This is a genomic window from Beijerinckia indica subsp. indica ATCC 9039 (assembly GCF_000019845.1).
Taxonomy (GTDB): Bacteria; Pseudomonadota; Alphaproteobacteria; order Rhizobiales; family Beijerinckiaceae; genus Beijerinckia; species Beijerinckia indica.
In genome coordinates, this window is the sequence record NC_010581.1 from 2,974,724 (window position 1) to 2,993,888 (window position 19,165).

A 19,165-nucleotide genomic window follows, 5' to 3' on the forward strand; every position below is an offset into this window, starting at 1 on the left:
TTATTAATCGTCCCTATTCAACGCCGTAGGTTGCGGCGAGGTGAGCGTGAAGCGGCGCCATAGCGATCGCACCGGCCCGCAGACGGCAGGACGAATGTTCAGCGATATTCGCCGGGCCACCGCCCCACTGGATGAGGCCGCCGGCGTTGTACGAATCAGCGTTCCGGATTTCATGGGGATCGAAGTCGTGCCTTCGATGCTCAAAGTGCTGCGCAATGCGCATCCGCGCCAGCCACAAGGCCATGGCGCGCGCAAGGCGATCCGTGCCGCCGGCGCCCACCTGCTCTTCCTGCCACCCTACAGTGCGACCTCAACCCTATCGAAATGATGTTCGCCAAGCTCAAGACGCTGATCCGCAAGGCAGAAGAACGAACCGTCGAGGCAACATGGCAACGGATCGGAGCGCTCCTCGATCACTTCAAACCCGCCGAATGCGCCGCATACATCCGACACGCCGGTTATGCTTCAACTTAAATCAGAGGGATTCTAACGCACGCCACGGCTGTTCGACGAAACGCCGACGTCGGTAAGCTGAACTCAAGCTACCACTGCCAAGCCCGGCGAAGCGCGTAAGCGGGCTATGTCGCGCGCCGGCGGTTCTCCAAAGTGGCGGCGATATTCGCGACTGAACTGCGACGGGCTTTCGTAACCCACGCGGAGGGCGGCAGTCGTGATGTCGATATCCTCTACCAGCATCAAGCTGCGCGCGTCCTGCAGCCTGAGCTGCTTCTGGAACTGCAGCGGCGTCATCGCCGTCACGGCGCGAAAATGCTCGTGCACGCTCGACGGGCTCATGCCCACTTCCGCGGCAAGCCGTTCGATGCTGAACCGTTCCCGGAAGTGCTGCCCGATCCAGGCGATGGCGCGGCCGACCTGGGCCACCCGACCCTGGCTGGAAGTGATGTGGCGCATCCTGGCGCCGTCCGGGCCGGCAAGCAGGCGATAGAGAATTTCCTGCTCGGCAAGCGGCCCGAGCACGGGCAGCGCTGCCGGATCGTCGAGCAGGCGCAGCAGGCGTAGGACCGCGTCGAGCAGACTGGTGCCGGCGTCGGACACCGTCTTGCCTATGGGCAGGGAGGGCGCTCCCGGCGGAGGCAGCACGCGCGACGCCAACTCGCCCAGCATCACCGGATCGAAATCGAGGAACAGGCAGAGATAGGGCTTCTCAGGCGTCGCTTCGATCACATGGCCTACAGCGGGTAGGTCGTACGTCACGACCCCATAGCGGCCCGGCGCATATCGGAACACGTGGTCACCCAGCGTGACCTCCTTCTGCCCCTGTGCAACGAGGCACAATTGCGGCCGGTAAACATTCGGCATCGGCATCGTCACCGTGGAGGATCGAGCAAGCCTCACCCGTTCGATGGGGGTGGCGTGGAAGCCATCCTTCGAGACGTGCCGGGCAATCACCGCAGAGATTTCGGTCAGTGTTTCCATGAGACGACCATCGCAGATGCGCGGAAGGGCGGCAATGCGAAACGCGGCTTCTGGAGGATTGGGCAGTAATCCCGGCGCATCAGGCTAACGGTTCGGTTTCGCCTCGCCTCATGATGTCAGCATCGCCTGGGTCACAGCAAACCTGGCGGCAGAACAAGTAAGGAGCGCACATGACAATCGATAATCTGAAGATCCCCACGGTCGCACTGGGGACCTGGGCTTGGGGTGACAGCGGCGAGACTGGCGACGGCTACTTCGGCAGCCCCTTGACTCGGGCTGGCCTGGAAGAAGTTGCCGACAAAGCGCATGCGGCCGGCTTCACCCTGTGGGACACCGCTATGGTATACGGCATGGGCCGTTCAGAAACCGTACTCGGGGAAGTCCTGAAACGCTACGCCCGCAGCGACTATCAACTCTCGACGAAGTTCACCCCGCAGGCTGCGGGGACTAGCGATGATCCGGTGGCGGACATGCTGGAGCAGAGTCTGGCGCGCCTCGGCACCGACTACATTGACCTTTACTGGATTCACAATCCTGCCGATGTGGCACGGTGGACGCCCCACCTGATCCCGCTGCTGGAGAGTGGAAAGGTCAAACATGTCGGCGTCTCGAATCACAACCTGGGCGAAATCGAGTTCGCCAACCGGATCCTCGGAGAAGCCGGGTTTCGGGTCGAAGCCATCCAGAACCACTACAGTCTCCTTTACCGCAGCTCTGAGAACGCTGGCATCCTGGACTACTGCCGCAACCAGGGCATCTTGTTCTTCGCCTATATGGTGCTCGAACAGGGCGCCCTGAGCGGCAGGTACAGTCCGGAGAACCCGCTGCCGGAAGGCAGCAGCCGGGCGCAGGCTTACAATGGCATGCTGTCTCAGCTGAAGGCCCTGACGGACAAGCTCGCCTCGATCGGCCAGAAGCAGGATGCGGCAGCTCCCGATGTCACGACAGCTTGGGCCATCGCCAAGGGCGCGACGCCGATCATCGGCGTCACCAAGCCCAACTACATCGATGGCCTGATACGAGCCAGCGCTATGGCGCTCTCTCGCGACGACATCGTAGAGCTAGAAACTCTCGCTGACGCCGCTAACGTGAACACCCGCGGCTGGTGGGAACAAGAAATGTAAGTTCGAAGGGGGCGTTTAGCAGAGCAGCCATCGCCGCGAAAGTGGCTACTCAATATGGCGACTACTCAAGCTTTTACCGGTTCCCGACTATCAGCGCCCGGTCGTTGCTGTTGTCCGGCGTGAAAGATTGGCTCTTGTTGAGGGGTTATCGGCGTCCAAAATTGCGCGGCGATTGGCACGCGCGGGCATATCAGCGGCCATCTAGTCCCTCTCAACTTTCGAATGGGGGCCGCATCGCGGGGCCACTGTTAATCTGCGACCGAGCTATCTGGTTTTCGGCAGCGCACTCGCGCCCCGATTCTTGGACGCTGACTAAATACAGCCGCACTGATCCCTGCGAGGCCCTCGCTGAGGATCAAGCTTTGAGCGCCACGGCGAAGCTGCGAGCACATCCGACAGCGGGTCCATGCGCCACTCCTGAACGATTGCGAACTATTTGCGAATTTTATGGCGTGGATCGTTCCCGAGCAACTACCTAATTTGGGAGGCAATTTCGAACGAGGAGAAGGCATGCGGATATTCGTCACCGGTGCAACGGGATGGGTCGGCTCGGCCGTGGTCGAGGATCTCATCGCCGCGGGCCATGAGGTCACGGGCCTCTCCCGGTCATCCGCAAGCGCCGAGAAGCTTGCTGCGACCGGGGCGCAGGTGGTGCGCGGAGCGATCGAGGACCTCGATGTGCTGCGGGCCGCCGCAGGACAGGCCGATGCCGTGATCCACACCGCCTTCAACCATAACTGGTCGCGCTTTGCCGAGAACTGCGCGGCCGACAAGCGCGCTATCGAGGTGTTGGGCGCGGAACTCGAAGGGTCCGAGCGGCCGCTTGTCGTCACGTCCGGCGTCGCACTGCTCGCGCCCAGGCGTCTCGCCACCGAGGCAGATGTGGCACCTCCCGTGACGGAGAGTTTCCCGCGCGCCTCAGAGGCTGTGGTCGAAGAGCTTCGCGGTTGCGGCGTCCGGGTGGCGACGGTGCGGCTTGCCCCCTCGGTCCATGGCGTGGGCGATCATGGCTTCGTACCGCGCCTCGCCGGCATCGCTCGCGATAAGGGCGTTTCGGCCTATATCGGCGACGGCAAGAACCGCTGGCCTGCGGTGCATCGGCTTGACGCCGCCCGGGTCTTCCGCCTCGCGCTGGATCACACCGCTGAAGGGCCGTTTCACGCCGTCGCCGAACAGGGCATTGCGCTGAAGGACATCGCTGAGGCGATCGCCCGCCAATTCGATCTGCCTTTGATCTCGATTTCCGCCGATGGGGCGGCTGAGCACTTCGGATGGTTTGCGCCGTTCGTGGGCATCGACGCGCCGACCAGCAGCGACCGCACGCGCGCGGTTCTGGATTGGAAGCCGGAACAGCCAGGGCTGCTCGATGATCTCGCCAAGCCGGACTACTTCGGCTCCTGAGCCGTCGGCCGACCTCGCCCAAGTTGAAACCAGGAGAGAGCCAGGATGCGGGTTTTTGTTACAGGCGCCACAGGCTTCATAGGGGCTGCGATCGTCCGCGACCTCATAGAGGCTGGCCACCAAGTCACCGGGCTCGTCCGCTCGGCTGAGGCGGCCGCAAGGCTTGAAGCCGCCGGAGCGAAAGCCCACCGTGGCACGATCGAGGATCTGGGAGGCCTGAGCCGGGCAGCCGCCGAGGCCGATGGCGCAATCCATACGGCCTTTTTCCATGCATTTTCGCAGGCCAGTCTTGGAACTCGCTTGCAGGTCGTGTTCGGGGGGAGCCCGAGCAACATTGTCCAGCGGTTCATGACTGCCGCCGTCGAGGCAGACCGGCGCGCGATCGAGACAATCGGCAATGGACTCCGCGGAAAGGACCGATCGCTTGTCATTGCCTTCCCGACGATGGCGATGGCGCAGGGCCGCTTGGCGGTGGAATCAGACGCCGCCGATCGGAACGCGGTGGGCGGCATCAGATCCCGATGCGAAAATGCAGCCCTGTCGCTCGCGGCACGCGGCGTAAGGGCGACGATTGTTAGGCTACCTCCATCAGTACACGATGAGACGCGGCAGGGCCTTGTCACTCAGTTGATTGCGCTCGCGCGCAAGAAGCAGGTCTCCACCTATGTCGACGATGGCAGCAACAGATGGAGCGCAGTGCATCGGCTTGACGCCTCCCGCCTGTTCAGGCTCGCGCTTGAAAGCGGTGAGGCCGGCGTTCGCTACCATGCGGTCGCTGAAGAAGGCATCCCGATGCGCGACATCGCGGAGACCATTGGCCGCCGTCTCGAGCTCCCGGTCAGAAGTCAATCTTCGAAGGAGGCCGCCAAACATTTCGGCTGGCTCGCGCCGTTCATTGGCGCGGACAATCCGGCTTCAAGCCAGGCCACGCGTGAGCGGCTGAATTGGGAGCCAACACATCCCCGGCTGATGATCGACATCGCAAGCACTCTTCGCAGCGCGGACGCGCCTGCATCGCCGTCGTCCCACTGAAGCGAGCGCAAACCCAGAAACCATCCTGCACGGCTCCAGTGGCGGACATCACGCGCGACTAAAGAGCGCCGCGGCGCGGCCTGCGGGGAACAGATGAGTTTTTCCAATGCAATTGACCAAACTTTTGCCCTTAGCTTTCACCGTCGCCATCGCGCTCGCCCCGCCAAGTTGGGCGGAGCCTGTGGCATCCGGCGTCCCCGGCATGATTTTCGACCATGATGTGCCGGTCACCATGACCGACGGGGTGCAACTGCGCGTGAATATCTACCGTCCCGAAAAGCCAGGTCACTATCCGGTTCTGATGCTGATGGGGCCCTACGGCAAAGATACGAGCATGGCCGATGCACCGGCCTACAAGACATCCTGGGCAAAGCTGATCGCGAAATATCCGGATCTCTGCAAGAAGTCCTCCTGCCGCTACATCCGCTTCGAGGCGCCCGACCCGGAGCGCTGGGTCGCAAACGGTTACATCGTCATTCATGCCGACGTCCGCGGCGCCGGTGCATCGCCCGGCGTGCTCGACCCTTTCTCCCCGCGCGAGACCGAGGACTATGCGACGCTGATCACTTGGGCGGCGCGCCAGCCGTGGAGCTCAGGGAAGGTCGGTCTGTTTGGCACATCGTTCCAGGCGATCAACCAGTATCAGGTCGCCGCTCTCCAGCCTGAAGGTCTTGCGGCGATCCTGCCCTGGGAGGGTGCGTTCGACCAATACCGCGAGATTGCCTACTATGGTGGGCTTCTCAACGTTGCGTGGGAATACTGGTGGACTCACCAGGTGGTGCCCAACCAGAACGGCAATGCAGAAACGCCATTGGTTGACTCCATCAATGGCGGAAAAGACACCGGGACGGCTCTCTCTCCGGAGATTTTGAAGCAGAACCGCGTTGATCCGGTCGAAGCCTTCGCCAAGCACCCCTTCGACGGCGCCTACTATCACCAGCGGACTCCGGACGGTGGTCGGATCACGGTGCCACTGCTCGACGTCGCCAACTGGACGGACTGGAGCACAGAAGGCTACCGCGCCGCCGCCAGCAAGCAAAAATGGCTGCGCATCCAGACCGGTGATCACCTAACGCCCTTCTATTCCGAGGAGTCGATCGCGCTGCAGAAACGCTTCTTCGATCACTTCCTGAAGGGCGAAAACAACGGATGGGAAAAGGAACCGCGGGTCGCGGTGCAGGTCCGCCGCCCGGATGGCGCCACCTGGCGATACGCATCGGCTTGGCCGCTCCCGGGCACGCGCTGGGAAAAATGGTATCTTGATGCTGCGACGAGCTCGATGGGCTCAGGTCTGCCCACCGCTGCGCCCGCGCAGAAATCTTATCCTGGATTGGGGGACGGATTGACCTTCACGTCCGCGCCCTTTGAAACGGAGACGGAATTCACCGGCCCATTCGGCGTCAGGCTTTGGGTCAGCTCCTCGACCGCAGATATGGATATTTTCGCGGCTGTGCGGTTGATCGATCCGCAGGGGCGGGACGTCACCTTCATGGGCAACAGCGACCCGAATGTGCCGCTTGGCTTGGGCTATCTCCGCGTCTCACAACGCGCGGTCGACCCCGCGAAGTCTACCGAGTACGCCCTGTTCCATCCGCACCTTGGTTCGGCGCCCATGACGCCAGGGCAAATGTACCCAGTCGACGTGGAGTTCACGGAGCCGACGAGCATTGTCATCCCCAAGGGATATCGTCTGGCGCTGACGGTCCAGGGCAAGGATTTCGGGTACGGCCCGGGGGCTAGCACCGTTCACGCGAAGGACTACGACCTTCCGAATTCGAACAACTCCGGGCTTTTCTTCGCCGCGCATCCAAACCGCAATCCCGCAGTCTACGGCGGGACGGACACGGTTGCGACGGGCGGAGAGCACGCATCCTATCTTCTACTACCGCGGATTACGGCTCCCTGATGAGGGTCGTAGGCGGGTTAGTGTGGGCGCCTTCACCGTGGAGACTGAGCTTCGAGATTTACGATGGGCGATCATTGCGGCCAGACATCGAAGTCTTCGTCAAGCGGCTGAAGTCCTCAATGTCCGCCAATCGACTTTAAGTCGTGCCATACGCGATCTCGAATCCCAGTTGGGCGCTCTCCTGTTTGAGCGGAGTAATAGTGGAACACGTCCAACTGTTGCAGGACAGGAGTTTCTAGGGTTAAGATCCGATTAACCATATTTTAATTCAATGGCTTGGTTTTGGGATGGAGGCCAAGTCGATGGATATGAATTTGTTCTGGTTCAGTGACGACCAATGGGCCAGGATCGTTCCGCATTTGCCCACGAACCAGCCGGGGCCTCAGCGCGGGGATGATTAGCGTATCTTGAGTGGCATCATGCATGTGCTGACATCAGGGTGTCGCTGGAAAGATTGTCCGAAGGATATGGTCCCTTCAAAACGGTTTACAATCGCTTTGTCCGGTGGAGCGAACGCGGCCTCTGGCAGAAGACTTTCGCGCATGCGGCGGCTCCCGAGGCAGCTCCCGAACAAGTGGCATTGGACAGCAGGCATGTCAAAGTCCACCGCAGTGGGACAGGCGGACAAGGGGGGCCGAAGCGCAGGCGATCGGCCTTACAAAGGGCGGGCGCAACAGCAAAATCCACGCGATCGTCGACCAGTTCTGCCGTCCGTGGGCGTTCATTCTTACGTCAGGCAATACCGCCGACTGTGTAATGGCCGAGGCCTGCGTCAGCCTTGTCCCCGGTATCAAGGAACTTTTGGCAGACAAGGGCTACGATACAGACGCCCTGCGAACCTTTCTCAAAGAGCACGGCATCAAGGCCACAATCCCCAGCAAGTCAAACCTCAAAAAGAAAATACGCCACAACAAACAGGCTTACAAAGGCCGCCATGTCGTTGAGCGCTGCTGCTGCCGTCTGAAGGACTTCAGGCGCATTGCCACACGATATGACAAACTCGCACAAAATTTCTTGTCCGCACTTTGCCTCGTCGCCGCCGTAGCCTTCTGGATCTGATTTATTTGAGTCCTGACCCTAGCACTACAGTTGCATTTTATAGCCCCTGCGCGATATCCTTGGCTTCTCCGGCGATCAGCGGCTTTGTGGCCCACGACCCAAACCAGTGATTGCCTTTCACGCCGAGAACATAGCCGGTCCCGGTCTTGCGCAGCATCTGCTCGACATCGCCCACGCCATAGACGCTATCAGCCGCAACCCAGCGGAACGGCACACCCGCGTCGATGCAGCGTTCGATCATCGTGCAGGCCAGAGCCGGTTTCGTGGAAAAGGCTATCTCCTCTGGAACATGCGCCGACTTCAGACGCGCTGGCTTCGATGTCCAGTCCTTCGGCAGATACAGAGCACGATCGATGAAGGCGTGCCCCTTGCCGGAGACATAGGCCGCGAACACTCCGATCTGGCAGTTGGTGATCTGCTGGGCGTCTCCCGTTCAGGCTTTCATGCTTGGTTGACCAGAAAGCCGAGCCGGAGGGCACAAGAGGATGAAGCGATCGGCGCCACGGTACGGGCGAGCTTCATCGGGAGCGCCCGTACCTATGGCGCCCGTCGAGTCTGGCGGGACGTTCTGGCAGAAGGTCTGTCCTGCGGCTTGCACAGGATCGAGCGTCTGCTGCGGGCTCAGGCCTTACGAGCCAGGCCGTGGCGCCGAACGTACTCGATCGTCAGTTCGTGGCGGAACGGCCGAACCAGAAGTGGATTGCAGACTTCACGTACATCTGGACGGCCGAGGGCTGGCTTTATGTGGCAGCCGTGATTGATCTCTTCTCGCGCCGTGTCGTGGGCTGGTCAATGAAGGCGGAGATGACGGCAGGGCTTGTCACCGATGCTCTCATCATGGCGATCTGGCGCCGCGGCAAACCGAACGCTCTGCTGCATCATTCCGATCGGGGAGCCAATACACGAGCGAGCGGTTCCAGCGCTTGCGGGCCAACAATGGCGTCACTTGCTCGATGAGCCGATCAGGAAATGTGTGGGACAATGCCGCGATGAAGAGCTTTTTCTCCTCGCTAAAAACCGAAAGGACGGCGAGCAAAACATACCGGACAAGAGACCAGGCAAGAGCGAATGTGTTCGATTACGTCGAGCGCTTTTACAACGCGGTTCGCAGGCACTCGACGCTGGGATATCTCAGCCCAATTGAGTTCGAGACAAAGGTTGGATTAGCTTAACTTCGTGTCCACAAAACCAGCAGCAGCTCAAGCACCAGATGCTCTGGCGTCGTGCGATACCGCATCATCTTTTTCAACAGTGTGACAAACAACTCAGCCGTCCGGCCGCCTTGCCGAGGCCGGCTCTCCCGATTGCACCCGCTCCACCGCCATCAGCCAGATGACTTCAAGTGTCTTGTGATCAAAGGTGCAGCCATCTCTCTTCACGCCAATTGATAGCATAACAGTTGGACGAAGGCTATCAGATTGTCTTCTTAATTATCGACTTGTGAGTAAGACGACACATACAGATAAATATTTGCAATTATATCAATGCATTAAATCATCATAAGTCGCTCAACTTACCATTTTGTGAGTAAGAGATCTATCATTTCAGAGCGATCAAATTCTGGAGACGGGCCGCCCGGTGTTCGCTCGCGAATGTCCGCTGACACCGCATCGGCTGTTCGGCCGACTAGAGTACTTTGCATTTACGTTGATACGTATCCGGCGTGTTTGAAAAAGTTCCAGCATTCCTGGGGGGTGAAAAGGTCGCAGATGTCTGCGAGCGCTTGGCAGAGTTGGTCGAATGTCCTGGCGCCGATGCGGCGGAGGTGAGCTTTCAGCTTGGCGAAGGCCATTTCGATGGGGTTCAGATCGGGGCTGTAGGCGGGCAGGAACAGAAACCAGCATCCCTTGGCCTTCAGCGCCTCGGCGGCCCGCGGACTGCGGTGCGTGCTGAGATTGTCGAGGATGACCACGGTGCCGGGAGCGAGCAGCGGCGCGAGCTGGGTTTCGATGTAGATGTCGAAGGCAGCGCCGTTCATGGCGCCATCGATGACCCAGGGGGCGATCAGGGCGTTCCCGGTCAGCCCGGCAATGAAGGTCTGGGTGTGCCACTTGCCGAAGGGTGCAGTCCCATGCAGACGCTGGCCCCGGCGTGCGCGGCCTCTGATCCTTGTCAGGTTGGTCTTGACGCAGGTTTCGTCGATGAACACCAGCCGCTCGGGCCGCTGCTGCATGAACGGCTGGCGACGCTCTGTCCAGTCGGCGCGCGCTTCGACGATATCAGTGCGGCGCTGTTCGTCGGCGACCAGCGCCTTTTTTTGTATGTGAAGCCAAGCCGTTTCAAAGCCCGGGAAATCGCCGAATAATGGACCTGAACGCCCTCGGCATGGGCCAGGGCGTCGCGCAGTTCGAACAGCGTGATATCGGGGTCTTGTGTGACCAGTTCGATGAGGAAGGACTTGTAGGGCTCCAGCTTGCCCCGCCCTGTGGGACATCCGCATTTGACGGCAGCGAGGCTTTCCCCACGTCGGACCTTGAGGGCAAGCCGCGCGCCCGTCGCCGCGGAGATCATCAGGCGCTGGGCCGCTTCGCGCGCACTCAGGCCCTCTTCAATGAGACGCTGGAAACGACGCCGCAGGTCAAGCGAAAGGGGAGCTGGCATGGAAAAATCCTCCTCGACGGGAGGAATCACAAAAAACACCCCAAGCAAAGCCAAACGATTCAACGTTCAAACAAATTGCTCTAGACGTCTTCAAATGCCTCTACCAGCACGGAGAGCTTTGTAGGCGCTGGGGGACACTCCGAAGGACGATTTAAACAAGCGACTGAAATGCGCCGAATCGTTGAACCCCCAGCGATAAGCTACCTCGGTGATGGTCTTAGTGTTCTGAACGTCGTCCAGTTCCGCGCGGCAGCGGGCAAGTCGTCGCTGGCGAACCCATCCTGCGACGGTCATGCCCTGTTCGCTAAACACCAAGTACAGATATCGCAAAGAAATCCCGTTGCCTTTCGCAATTTTCAGGGGCGTGAGGCTCGCATCGTCCAGGCGCGCTTCGATGTATCGCAAAATGCGGCTTCTCAGCTGATAGTGTGGCTGATGATCAAACTGTGACTGGTAAACGCGAAACGCCGCTCCTAACAGTTCCAATGTCACGTCCACAGCTTCCGAAGATCCTCCGTCAGGGCCAGCCGCAACCTCCTCAGACAACGTCGTAAGGTAGGACCCTAACAGCGTGGTCAGGTGATTGTTGGTGGGTAAATGAAGACCTTCGTAGGCGGTCGCGTTGTGCAGAACGCTTTCAAACCGTGAAAGCGGGATTAACAAGCATAATTTTTGAAATTGGGATGGCATCTCAAATTCAGTGGGCCGTTCACTGAGCCATACGCAGACTTCCCCGGGACCGACAAGCGTTCGGCTGTCGCCAACTTTGCACAACGTTGATCCGGAACGTTGAAATAGAACCCCCAGATATTCGTCGCCATCACGGGCAATCTCGGCCCGGCTGCGTTCACCGTTGAAAGGACCGCCTGAGAGCTCAATGAGGCGCACGCCGCCGCTCAAGCAATGCGGGCGGATGCGCGCGACAATCGGTCCACCATGCGTCTGCGGTTTCACTCGCCATTCTACAAGGTTTGTGTGCAGCGACGACGCTATCGCATCTGCGGTCTGCAGGGTTACGGCGTCGCAATGCACCGTCTCGTACATGATGCTCCTCCTGGCGAAGGCTTTTCTGTGAACCCTTTTCGCCGTAAGCCACAAAAGTAGCGGCCTTTTGCGGTACAGTCAACCTGCACAGGGTAAGCCCATCCCAGGTAATGCGTTTCTTGTAGACCTTCTTCATCATTGGCTCGGCTCTGGCTCGGGGCGTAAGCGCCATCCACTGAATCGAGCTAAGCAACCTGCGCAAAAGTTCAATATCTTGGCCCGTATAACCGCTAAGCTCTATTGAGAGACACGCGGGTATGCACGATGAAGCAAATGATGTTTGTGGCGACAGGTTTCGAGCGCTAGGGCAAGACGATGCTGCGCAGCCGCCTACACTGACGGGTCAGGCCATCCGCCTCTGCCGACGCGGCTGATGGCTGGCGTGGCGATCCTCAAGCACATGTTCGATTTGTCCGACGAGACGCTATGCGAGCCCGACGCAAACCGGCGCGGCAAAACCCGCCGACTTCACCAAAGTGATCATCGACACGACCGTGCAGCCGAAGGCGGTGGCCTATCCGACCGACGCCAGGCTCATGCAGCGCGCCCGTGAGCGGCTGGTCCGGCTGGCTCAAAGGTACGGTGTCACCTTGCGGCAGAGTTATCAGCGCGTCGGCAAGTTCGCTTTGATCAAACAGCAGCGCTATGCCCATGCCAAACAGTTCAAACGCGCAAGACACTCGCTGAAGACCCTCAGGACTTATCTCGGCCGGGTGATCCGCGACATCACCCGCAAGATCAAAGACCAGGAGACACTCCAACAGATCTTCGCCCACGAACTGATGCTGGCCCTCCGCGTCCATGCCGGCAACAGAAGCCTGCGTCCCTTCAAAGAGAAACCGGCTGAGGCAGACCTGCGGGTGTTCAGCCTGCAAGCACCGGAGGTCGAATGCATCGGCTTGAGAAAGACGATCAAGGGCAAGCCGCACAAGCCCTATGAGTTCGGAGTGAAGATCTCCCTGGCGACGACACTCAAACGGTCAAAGGGCGGCCAGTTCATCGTCCAAGGCTTTGCCCAATCTTATGGCACGCCGGCACCTGCTCCGGCCGCGCCTAGCATAGCGAGTGATACTATGCTTTCGCCGCGCGCTGTCGACATTCATTTCAAAGATCGTCGCGTGATGACCCAGACAATCAATGGCGGCTAGCGTCATGGCTTGGTCTGGAAAAGCCTTTCCCTATTTGCTGAATGGTTGATTTACGGTGACTGGCAGGTCGTCCCGCAAGCTTACCGGAGTAATGCGCCTTTGCAGGCTTATCCAAGAAACGCTGCACTCGGAAACAGGCCCCAATACCCGAATTGCGGCAGGTTAGAAGCATGTTCAAATCGTCTTTACAAAAAGTCCCTCGGATCGAGGATTTAGCGCTGATCACGCGGCGACGCGTTCCAAAAATCACATTGGGATATCTGGAAAGTGGCACCGGTGAAGAAGTGGCATTGCGGCGCAATCGTGAGGCCCTGGATCGCGTGTTACTGGTGCCGCACTATCTTAAATCGGTGGGCGCGCGGTCTACGCAAACTCGTTTGTTCGGGCGGACTTACGATTTGCCGATTGGCATTTCACCCGTGGGATTGGCGAACGCGATTTGGCCAGGTATCGACAAGATGCTCGCCGAAGCCGCGCGGAACGCAAACGTGCCATATGGGCTTTCAACCGTTGGCACGACGCGATTGGAAACGATTTCCGAGATTGCGCCAGAACATTTGTGGTTCCAGCTTTACGTCGCCCAGAAAGATGAGGTAACGTTTGACCTGCTGCAGCGTGCACATCAGGCCGGCGTTGACGTGTTGCTGGTAACCGTAGACGTCCCGATCAGTAGCAAGCGTGTTCGCGATATTCGCAATGGCTTTCAACTGCCGCTGCGTCCCTCGCCCACGATGGCGCTCGATTTGGCATTACATCCAGCTTGGCTGTTCGCCTCGGCGCGTGCAGGTATGCCTCGATTTGAAACGCTTGAGAAATACGGCCCCCCGGGGGCAGGAGCCCCGTCCCTGGCGGCCTATGTCGCCGACCACATAACGGACCAACTCGGGCCGGATTTAATGCGCCGGATTCGGGACGCTTGGCCAGGCAAGCTCGTGATCAAGGGGATAATGTCCGTCGGCGCGGCTGAAGAAGCAGCGGAGATCGGCGCGGACGGCATTGTCGTGTCGAACCATGGCGGGCGGCAGTTCGATGCGGCGCCGGCTGCCATCGAGGTGCTGCCTGAAATCGCGGCGGCAGTCGGGGCTCGTTTGAGCGTCATGATGGACAGCGGGGTCCGCAGTGGCGAGGACGTGCTTCGCGCCGTATCGTTAGGGGCGGAGTTTGTGTTTTCGGGGCGTTCCTTCGTGTACGGCGCGGCTGCGGCCGGGCCGGCCGGCGCAGCACACGCCCTCCAAATTTTCAAAGACGACATCCTTAGAGGCATGGCCCAGCTCGGCATTACCGACCTCACTCAAATGCGGCCGTCCCGCATCGAGGATGCCGCAACCTGCACGTCTGAACAAAAAGGACTGCAGGCAGGTTCATGACCGAATGCTACGTAAGAGCGATCCTATTGCGAAACCGGCAGGAGACATAATCAGCTATGACAGACTTTTCGCCCCGCGAAATTGTTAACAAACTGCACAAATACGACGATTTACCATGCTATCCCAAGGTGAATATCCATTTCCTTGCCACAGCACCGGGCAACGAGCACCTGCTGAAATTCATGACAGAAGAACCTGAGGATCCGAACCGATTTAAAGGCAAGCGCATTGGGATCATCGCGACCCACGGCGTGGAAGAAACCGAGATCTCGATACCACGAAAATGGTTCGAAGAACGTGGTGCGACTTGCCACCTAGTGTCACCCAATCACATCGAATACGGCGCCACTTTCGGTATACAGTTTCCCGAGATCGCCAAGACCCATGTACTGGCGATCCAATTCACCGAAAACTCGGGCTGGATTCCGATCGACGCTCGTATTGAAGAAGTCAGTGTTGAGGATTATGACGCGGTTTACGTACCGGGTGGCGCGTGGAACCCCGACCAGCTGCGGGTTAACCCAGCAGTTCTGAAGTACCTTCAGGACTTCCAATCTACCGGCAAACCAGTGGGTGCATTGTGCCATGGTTCACAGGTATTCCTCAGTGCCAAACTACTCAAGGGCCGCAAGGCTACCGGCTATTGGAACATCATGGAAGATATGGCCAATGCGGGCGCCCATGTTCTGGATGAACCGGTGGTTGTCGACGGCAACGTGATCACCAGCCGCTTCATCTATGACATTCCGCAATTCGTAAAAGCGATCATCGATCTGTTGAACTGATCAGTCTCAACAAAGCAAAAAAAACATTGGAGGAACGATGTCAGACCTAGCACAAACAGAAGGGCGTGAGCGCACTAAGACAAACGCGCTTTTCAATGACAACAAATTGAAATTAGGAGTGTTCGGCGTTAATTGCGACAGCGGTTGTGCGATGACCGTCGTGGAGGAGCGTCATAAACTATCTTGGGAGCTGACCAAGCAAATCGCTCAGGTCGCCGACAAGGCAGGGTTCGAGGTGATGGTACCGGTCGCGCGCTGGATGGGAATTGGCGGGCCGACCAACTTCAACGGCCGCAATTTCGAGACCTACACGTGGTCGGCCGGTCTGGCCGCAATCACCAATCACATCACGCTGACAACCACTTCCCACGTCCAAACCACTCACCCGGTCTTCGCGGCGAAACAAGCCGCCACGATCGACCATATCTCGGGCGGGCGGTACTGCCTCAATGTAGTCTGCGGCTGGTTCAGTCCCGAGTTTGAAATGTTTGGCGTGCCTTTCATGGATCACGACTTGAGGTACGATTATGCTGACGAATGGTTTAGCATCGTCAAGCGTCTGTGGACCGAAGAAGGAAGCTCTTGCCACCAGGGCAAGTATTTCCAGATCAAGGACGCTTTCTCCATGCCTAAGCCAATCCAATTGCCGCTGCCACCGGTGATGAACGCGGGCGGGTCCGAGAAGGGACGCAACTTCATCGCTTCGCAGTGCGACGTTGGCTATATGGCGATCACCGATCACAATGACATGGAAGCCATACGCAGACAGGTGGAAAAGTATCGCCGTCTAGCGCAGGACAAATTTGGACGCCAGGTCCAGGTCTGGACTCCCGCTTATGTGGTACAGCGTGATTCTGACAAAGAGGCTGAGGACTACCTGCGCTACTACGCGATCGAGAAGGGCAACGAGATGGCCGCGGATGCCTCGGCCAGGTACCTCGGCGTCAACTCGGAGATCATGCCGGAAGCAGCTTGGCAGACCTTTAAATTGCACCTTAAAGGCGGATATGGGGGATATAGCTTGGTTGGCACGGCCGAGACAATAGCTGAAAGACTGGCGCGGTTGTCTGATGCTGGCATCGACGGCGTGGCCGTCAATTGGGTCGACTATCTAGACGGTCTGAACCGGTTCAACGCCGAAGTTATGCCGCTTTTGGAGAGAGCCAACCTTCGCAAGCCGTTCTCGCCGCAGGTCTGAACGGGAAGTAACCAGCTAAACAGGCTGCGCGGAGCACGACGGACGCTCAGCCGCTTCTTTTTCCATTTGGATAATACAATGAGTCAGGACACACAGCCGACTTCGGCAATCGACGATTTCAAACATGCCATGCGGCGTTTGACAGCGACTGTGTCGCTAGTCACCACGATCGAAGGAGAAAACCGTTACGGCATGGTTGCGACCGCAGTGTGTTCACTTGGTGTTGCCCCGCCTAGCCTTTTGATCAGTGTCGCACATACTGCCAGCCTACACGATCCCTTGATGCGGTCGCGCAGGTTCGGCGTTAACATGCTGTCCACAGAGCAGTCCTTTCTTGTTGGCCCGTTCAGCGGAATGGTTAAGGGCAAGGAACGTTTTGCTTTCGGCGAATGGATACGTAGCTGCCATGGCCTGCCTCGTCTTCTGGGCGCCCAGGCTAGCGTCTTCTGCGACGTGGCGCAAACCTTTGAACATTCCGGGCACACCGTGGTAATTGGCACCGTGATTGAGACGATCTATCAAGACGCGATCAGGCCGCTTCTATACGAAAACGGCAGATTTGTTCGATCCGAGGTGCTTGAGAGTGCCCCTATCGCGAATCGTTGAGAGAACAGGATGTTTCCATCGCTGACCCATCGATTTTTTGTTTTTTCTAAACAGCGATGTGCACTCCAATTCGTCCGCTTTCGCTCCGAAGATCCAATCTTTCAAGCGCGAACGGAGTTTCGAAGAGACGATCGTCTTCTTACCCAGCCAATAGGACCGGCCTGGGGGTTGATGTCGGATGGCTGAGCTGAAGCTTACCTGCAATGGCAATAGGGCTGTTGTTGACTTTTTATTTCCGAGAATAAGCATATGAAGTTGGTTAGGCACGGCGCCAAGGGCGCAGAGCGGCCGGGTTTGCTGGACAAACAGGGCCGCGTACGAGACTTGTCGGGAGTTTCGGACGACATCACCCCGGAGGTCTTAGATCCCGGCAAGTTGGCTGATCTTGCGCGCTTACACTTTGAGGACTTACCGGTTGCGCCGATGCCAAACCGGCTTGGTGTACCGATCGCGAGTGTGAGCAAGCTGGTATGCATCGGTCTGAACTATAAAGACCACGCCAAAGAGGCGAATCTGCCAATCCCACAAGAGCCGATTATTTTTTTGAAGGCAGTCAGTGCCCTCAGCGGACCAAATGACGATGTTGTCCTGCCGCGCGGATCCAAAAAGGGAGACTGGGAAGTGGAGCTCGGTATTGTGATCGGCAAGCAAGCGACCTACGTCAGTGAAAGCGAGGCGCTCGAATATGTCGCTGGTTATACCATTGTGAATGACGTCTCCGAGCGCGCCTATCAGATAGAGCGCGGTGGCCAGTGGACCAAGGGCAAGAGCTTCGACACGTTTGCACCCGTTGGACCCTGGCTTGTAACCAAAGATGAAATTCCACAGCCTCAGAGTTTAGGAATTTGGCTAGATGTTAATTGTGAGCGCCGTCAAACGGGCAACACCAACGACATGATTTTCAGCGTGGAGAGGCTGGTGAGCTACCTCAGTGAGTTCATGACGCTGATGCCAGGCGATATCGTTTGCACGGGTACCCCGGCTGGTGTTGGTCTGGGCATGAACCCGCCGCAGTTTTTATGCCCAGGAGACACCATGCGGCTGGGTGTTGATGGCTTGGGAGAGCAGCAACAGCGTGTGCTCGCCTACGATCCGCTTGTATGAGCGAATCCGGTAATGACGTTTAAAGGCCTGGCGCCAGCGAAGGATGACCACGCTTTTGGGCCGGTTAACGGGATTCTCAGAGGACCGTCCCTCCGCAGGTGAGCTTGGCATCGTATCCAACCGAACCAACGCTCCTCTAAAGAAGCTCAGTAGAACCGGTGAGAGGCCGGCCGACCGTAAAGTCCGGATGGAAGAGAACAATGAGGCAGACTCTCTCGCGCGAGAGCAACGCAGTTTTCGACCAAAGGATGTTGGTGTGCTCAGTTAGTCGATCTGTGCGAGTAATGCCGGGGAAACCGGTGCAACCCTTGAAAGGCCAACTCCATGACGATTTCAAACATAGAAGATACGATTGCAGCAATTGCCCATGGCGAGATGGTGATCGTTTTAGATGACCAAAAACGGGAGAACGAGGGTGACATCGTTGTGGCTTCCGAGGCAGTGACTGCAGAAACCGTTGCGTTCATGATGAATTACGCTCGCGGCCTCATCTGTATCGCGATGGAAGGTGAACGGCTCGACGCATTGGACATCCCCCTTATGGTCCCGCGCAACACTGAATCACACAAGACCGCGTTCACGGTTTCTGTTGACTATATTCCTGGGACATCGACAGGCATTTCTGCGGCAGATCGAGCAGCCACAATCCGTGCCCTGGTGAACGAGCAGTCGCGACCCGACGATTTCGCGCGGCCAGGGCATATTTTTCCGCTTCGCGCTCATCGTCAAGGTCTCTTAGCAAGGCCCGGGCACACAGAAGCGGCAGTTGAACTGGCTCGGCTTGCAGGCATGGCACCCTCTGGTACGATCTGCGAAGTCGCAAACGACGACGGCACAATGGCGCGTCCTCCCGAATTACAGATCTTCGCCAAACGTCACAATCTACGGCTCATCACAATCGAAGACCTGATCGCGTTTGTCAGGCAACGGAACTCGTTCTATGAATTGGCGACCTCCGATATTACTCATAAAACGGTATTTAAGGCGACACATACGAATCTATAAATATAATTATTTCAACTGGTTAATTTGTAAAATGTCGTCATACTTGGCATCTTGTGAGTAAGTCTGTTCTGGGTTCTAATTCCGCTTCGATCCGGCCATTTGCCCCAGCGTCCGAGCGATTGTCGATTGAAGATCGAGATCTTCTTTCCGATTTCAAATAGCGCGACTGACTGTTGGTACCTGAGAGCAAGAGCCGGATTGATCCTTTGGCTGGTCGCCCGTTCGTCCGACGAACTGAATAACGAAGTCTTTTTGCGGCGGAAGAAGAGACTTTGCAGAAGTTTATCGTTGTTATCTGTTCGATTCATCAGGAAATTGCAAGTTACACGGACCAGAATACAGCGGCTC

General features: G+C 58.1%; 14 protein-coding genes and 5 pseudogenes. 15 read left to right on the plus strand and 4 right to left on the minus strand.

The annotated features are described in order from the left end of the window. Positions 1-247: 247 nt before the first annotated feature. Positions 248-474: pseudogene (locus BIND_RS13180) on the plus strand (transposase); the annotation flags it as partial. A gap of 63 nt (positions 475-537) precedes the next feature. On the opposite strand, the gene BIND_RS13185 reads toward BIND_RS13180, so the two are convergent. Then, positions 538-1,437, minus strand: coding sequence for an AraC family transcriptional regulator (locus BIND_RS13185; RefSeq protein ID WP_012385553.1), 900 nt, complete (start codon positions 1,435-1,437; stop codon positions 538-540). A gap of 170 nt (positions 1,438-1,607) precedes the next feature. Here BIND_RS13185 and BIND_RS13190 point away from each other — a divergent pair, with 170 nt between their 5' ends. The 6 genes and pseudogenes from BIND_RS13190 (at position 1,608) to BIND_RS20695 (ending at position 7,959) form a co-directional block, all read left to right on the plus strand. Continuing rightward, positions 1,608-2,561 (plus strand): aldo/keto reductase, encoded by a 954-nt coding sequence (locus BIND_RS13190; protein ID WP_012385554.1) that lies wholly within the window; start codon positions 1,608-1,610, stop codon positions 2,559-2,561. Between the two features lie 510 nt (positions 2,562-3,071). Next, positions 3,072-3,962, plus strand: coding sequence for an SDR family oxidoreductase (locus BIND_RS13195; RefSeq protein WP_012385555.1), 891 nt, complete (start codon positions 3,072-3,074; stop codon positions 3,960-3,962). A 45-nt stretch (positions 3,963-4,007) separates the two neighbouring features. Beyond that, positions 4,008-4,994, plus strand: a complete 987-nt coding sequence (locus tag BIND_RS13200) for an SDR family oxidoreductase (RefSeq protein WP_012385556.1) — start codon at positions 4,008-4,010, stop codon at positions 4,992-4,994. A 106-nt stretch (positions 4,995-5,100) separates the two neighbouring features. Then, positions 5,101-6,900 carry a CocE/NonD family hydrolase gene (locus BIND_RS13205; protein ID WP_012385557.1) on the plus strand — a complete coding sequence of 600 codons (1,800 nt, stop codon included), beginning with the start codon at positions 5,101-5,103 and terminating at the stop codon, positions 6,898-6,900. A gap of 37 nt (positions 6,901-6,937) precedes the next feature. Continuing rightward, positions 6,938-7,156: a helix-turn-helix domain-containing protein gene (locus tag BIND_RS20690; RefSeq protein ID WP_081433823.1), complete on the plus strand. Its 219-nt coding sequence runs from the start codon at positions 6,938-6,940 to the stop codon at positions 7,154-7,156. Positions 7,157-7,208: 52 nt separating this feature from the next. Next, positions 7,209-7,959: pseudogene (locus BIND_RS20695) on the plus strand (IS5 family transposase). A gap of 40 nt (positions 7,960-7,999) precedes the next feature. On the opposite strand, the pseudogene BIND_RS13215 reads toward BIND_RS20695, so the two are convergent. After that, positions 8,000-8,392 (minus strand): annotated as a pseudogene (locus BIND_RS13215) (transposase); the annotation flags it as partial. On the opposite strand from BIND_RS13215, the pseudogene BIND_RS20700 reads away from it, so the two are divergent. After that, a pseudogene (locus BIND_RS20700) lies at positions 8,372-9,131 on the plus strand (IS3 family transposase); the annotation flags it as partial. The pseudogenes BIND_RS13215 and BIND_RS20700 overlap by 21 nt on opposite strands. A 470-nt stretch (positions 9,132-9,601) precedes the next feature. Here the strand turns inward: BIND_RS20700 and BIND_RS20705 are convergent. Together BIND_RS20705 and BIND_RS20190 are read right to left on the minus strand one after the other, a co-directional pair. Beyond that, positions 9,602-10,560 (minus strand): IS630 family transposase gene (locus BIND_RS20705; protein ID WP_244395889.1). Its coding sequence is split into 2 segments (ribosomal slippage): positions 9,602-10,216 and positions 10,219-10,560, totalling 957 coding nucleotides; the frame shifts between segments, so codons are not numbered across the junction. Positions 10,561-10,650: 90 nt separating this feature from the next. Further along, a complete protein-coding gene (locus tag BIND_RS20190) occupies positions 10,651-11,604 on the minus strand; it encodes a helix-turn-helix domain-containing protein (RefSeq protein ID WP_012385559.1) in 954 nt (317 codons plus the stop codon). A 331-nt stretch (positions 11,605-11,935) separates the two neighbouring features. On the opposite strand from BIND_RS20190, the pseudogene BIND_RS13240 reads away from it, so the two are divergent. The 7 genes and pseudogenes from BIND_RS13240 to ribB all read left to right on the plus strand — a co-directional run. Next, positions 11,936-12,620, plus strand: a pseudogene (locus tag BIND_RS13240) (transposase family protein); the annotation flags it as partial. Positions 12,621-12,922: 302 nt separating this feature from the next. After that, complete coding sequence (locus tag BIND_RS13245; RefSeq protein WP_012385560.1) at positions 12,923-14,119, plus strand: alpha-hydroxy acid oxidase; 1,197 nt, start codon at positions 12,923-12,925, stop codon at positions 14,117-14,119. Between the two features lie 56 nt (positions 14,120-14,175). After that, positions 14,176-14,904 (plus strand): DJ-1/PfpI family protein, encoded by a 729-nt coding sequence (locus BIND_RS13250; RefSeq protein WP_012385561.1) that lies wholly within the window; start codon positions 14,176-14,178, stop codon positions 14,902-14,904. Between the two features lie 37 nt (positions 14,905-14,941). Next, entirely contained in the window at positions 14,942-16,102 is a 1,161-nt protein-coding gene (locus BIND_RS13255; RefSeq protein WP_012385562.1) for an LLM class flavin-dependent oxidoreductase, read from the plus strand. Between the two features lie 78 nt (positions 16,103-16,180). Then, positions 16,181-16,708, plus strand: a complete 528-nt coding sequence (locus tag BIND_RS13260; RefSeq protein WP_012385563.1) for a flavin reductase family protein — start codon at positions 16,181-16,183, stop codon at positions 16,706-16,708. A 249-nt stretch (positions 16,709-16,957) separates the two neighbouring features. Then, a complete protein-coding gene (locus BIND_RS13265; protein WP_012385564.1) occupies positions 16,958-17,812 on the plus strand; it encodes a fumarylacetoacetate hydrolase family protein in 855 nt (284 codons plus the stop codon). Between the two features lie 324 nt (positions 17,813-18,136). Further along, on the plus strand, positions 18,137-18,817 hold the full coding sequence (ribB, locus tag BIND_RS13270; RefSeq protein ID WP_012385565.1) for a 3,4-dihydroxy-2-butanone-4-phosphate synthase: 681 nt from the start codon (positions 18,137-18,139) through the stop codon (positions 18,815-18,817). Positions 18,818-19,165: the final 348 nt, after the last annotated feature.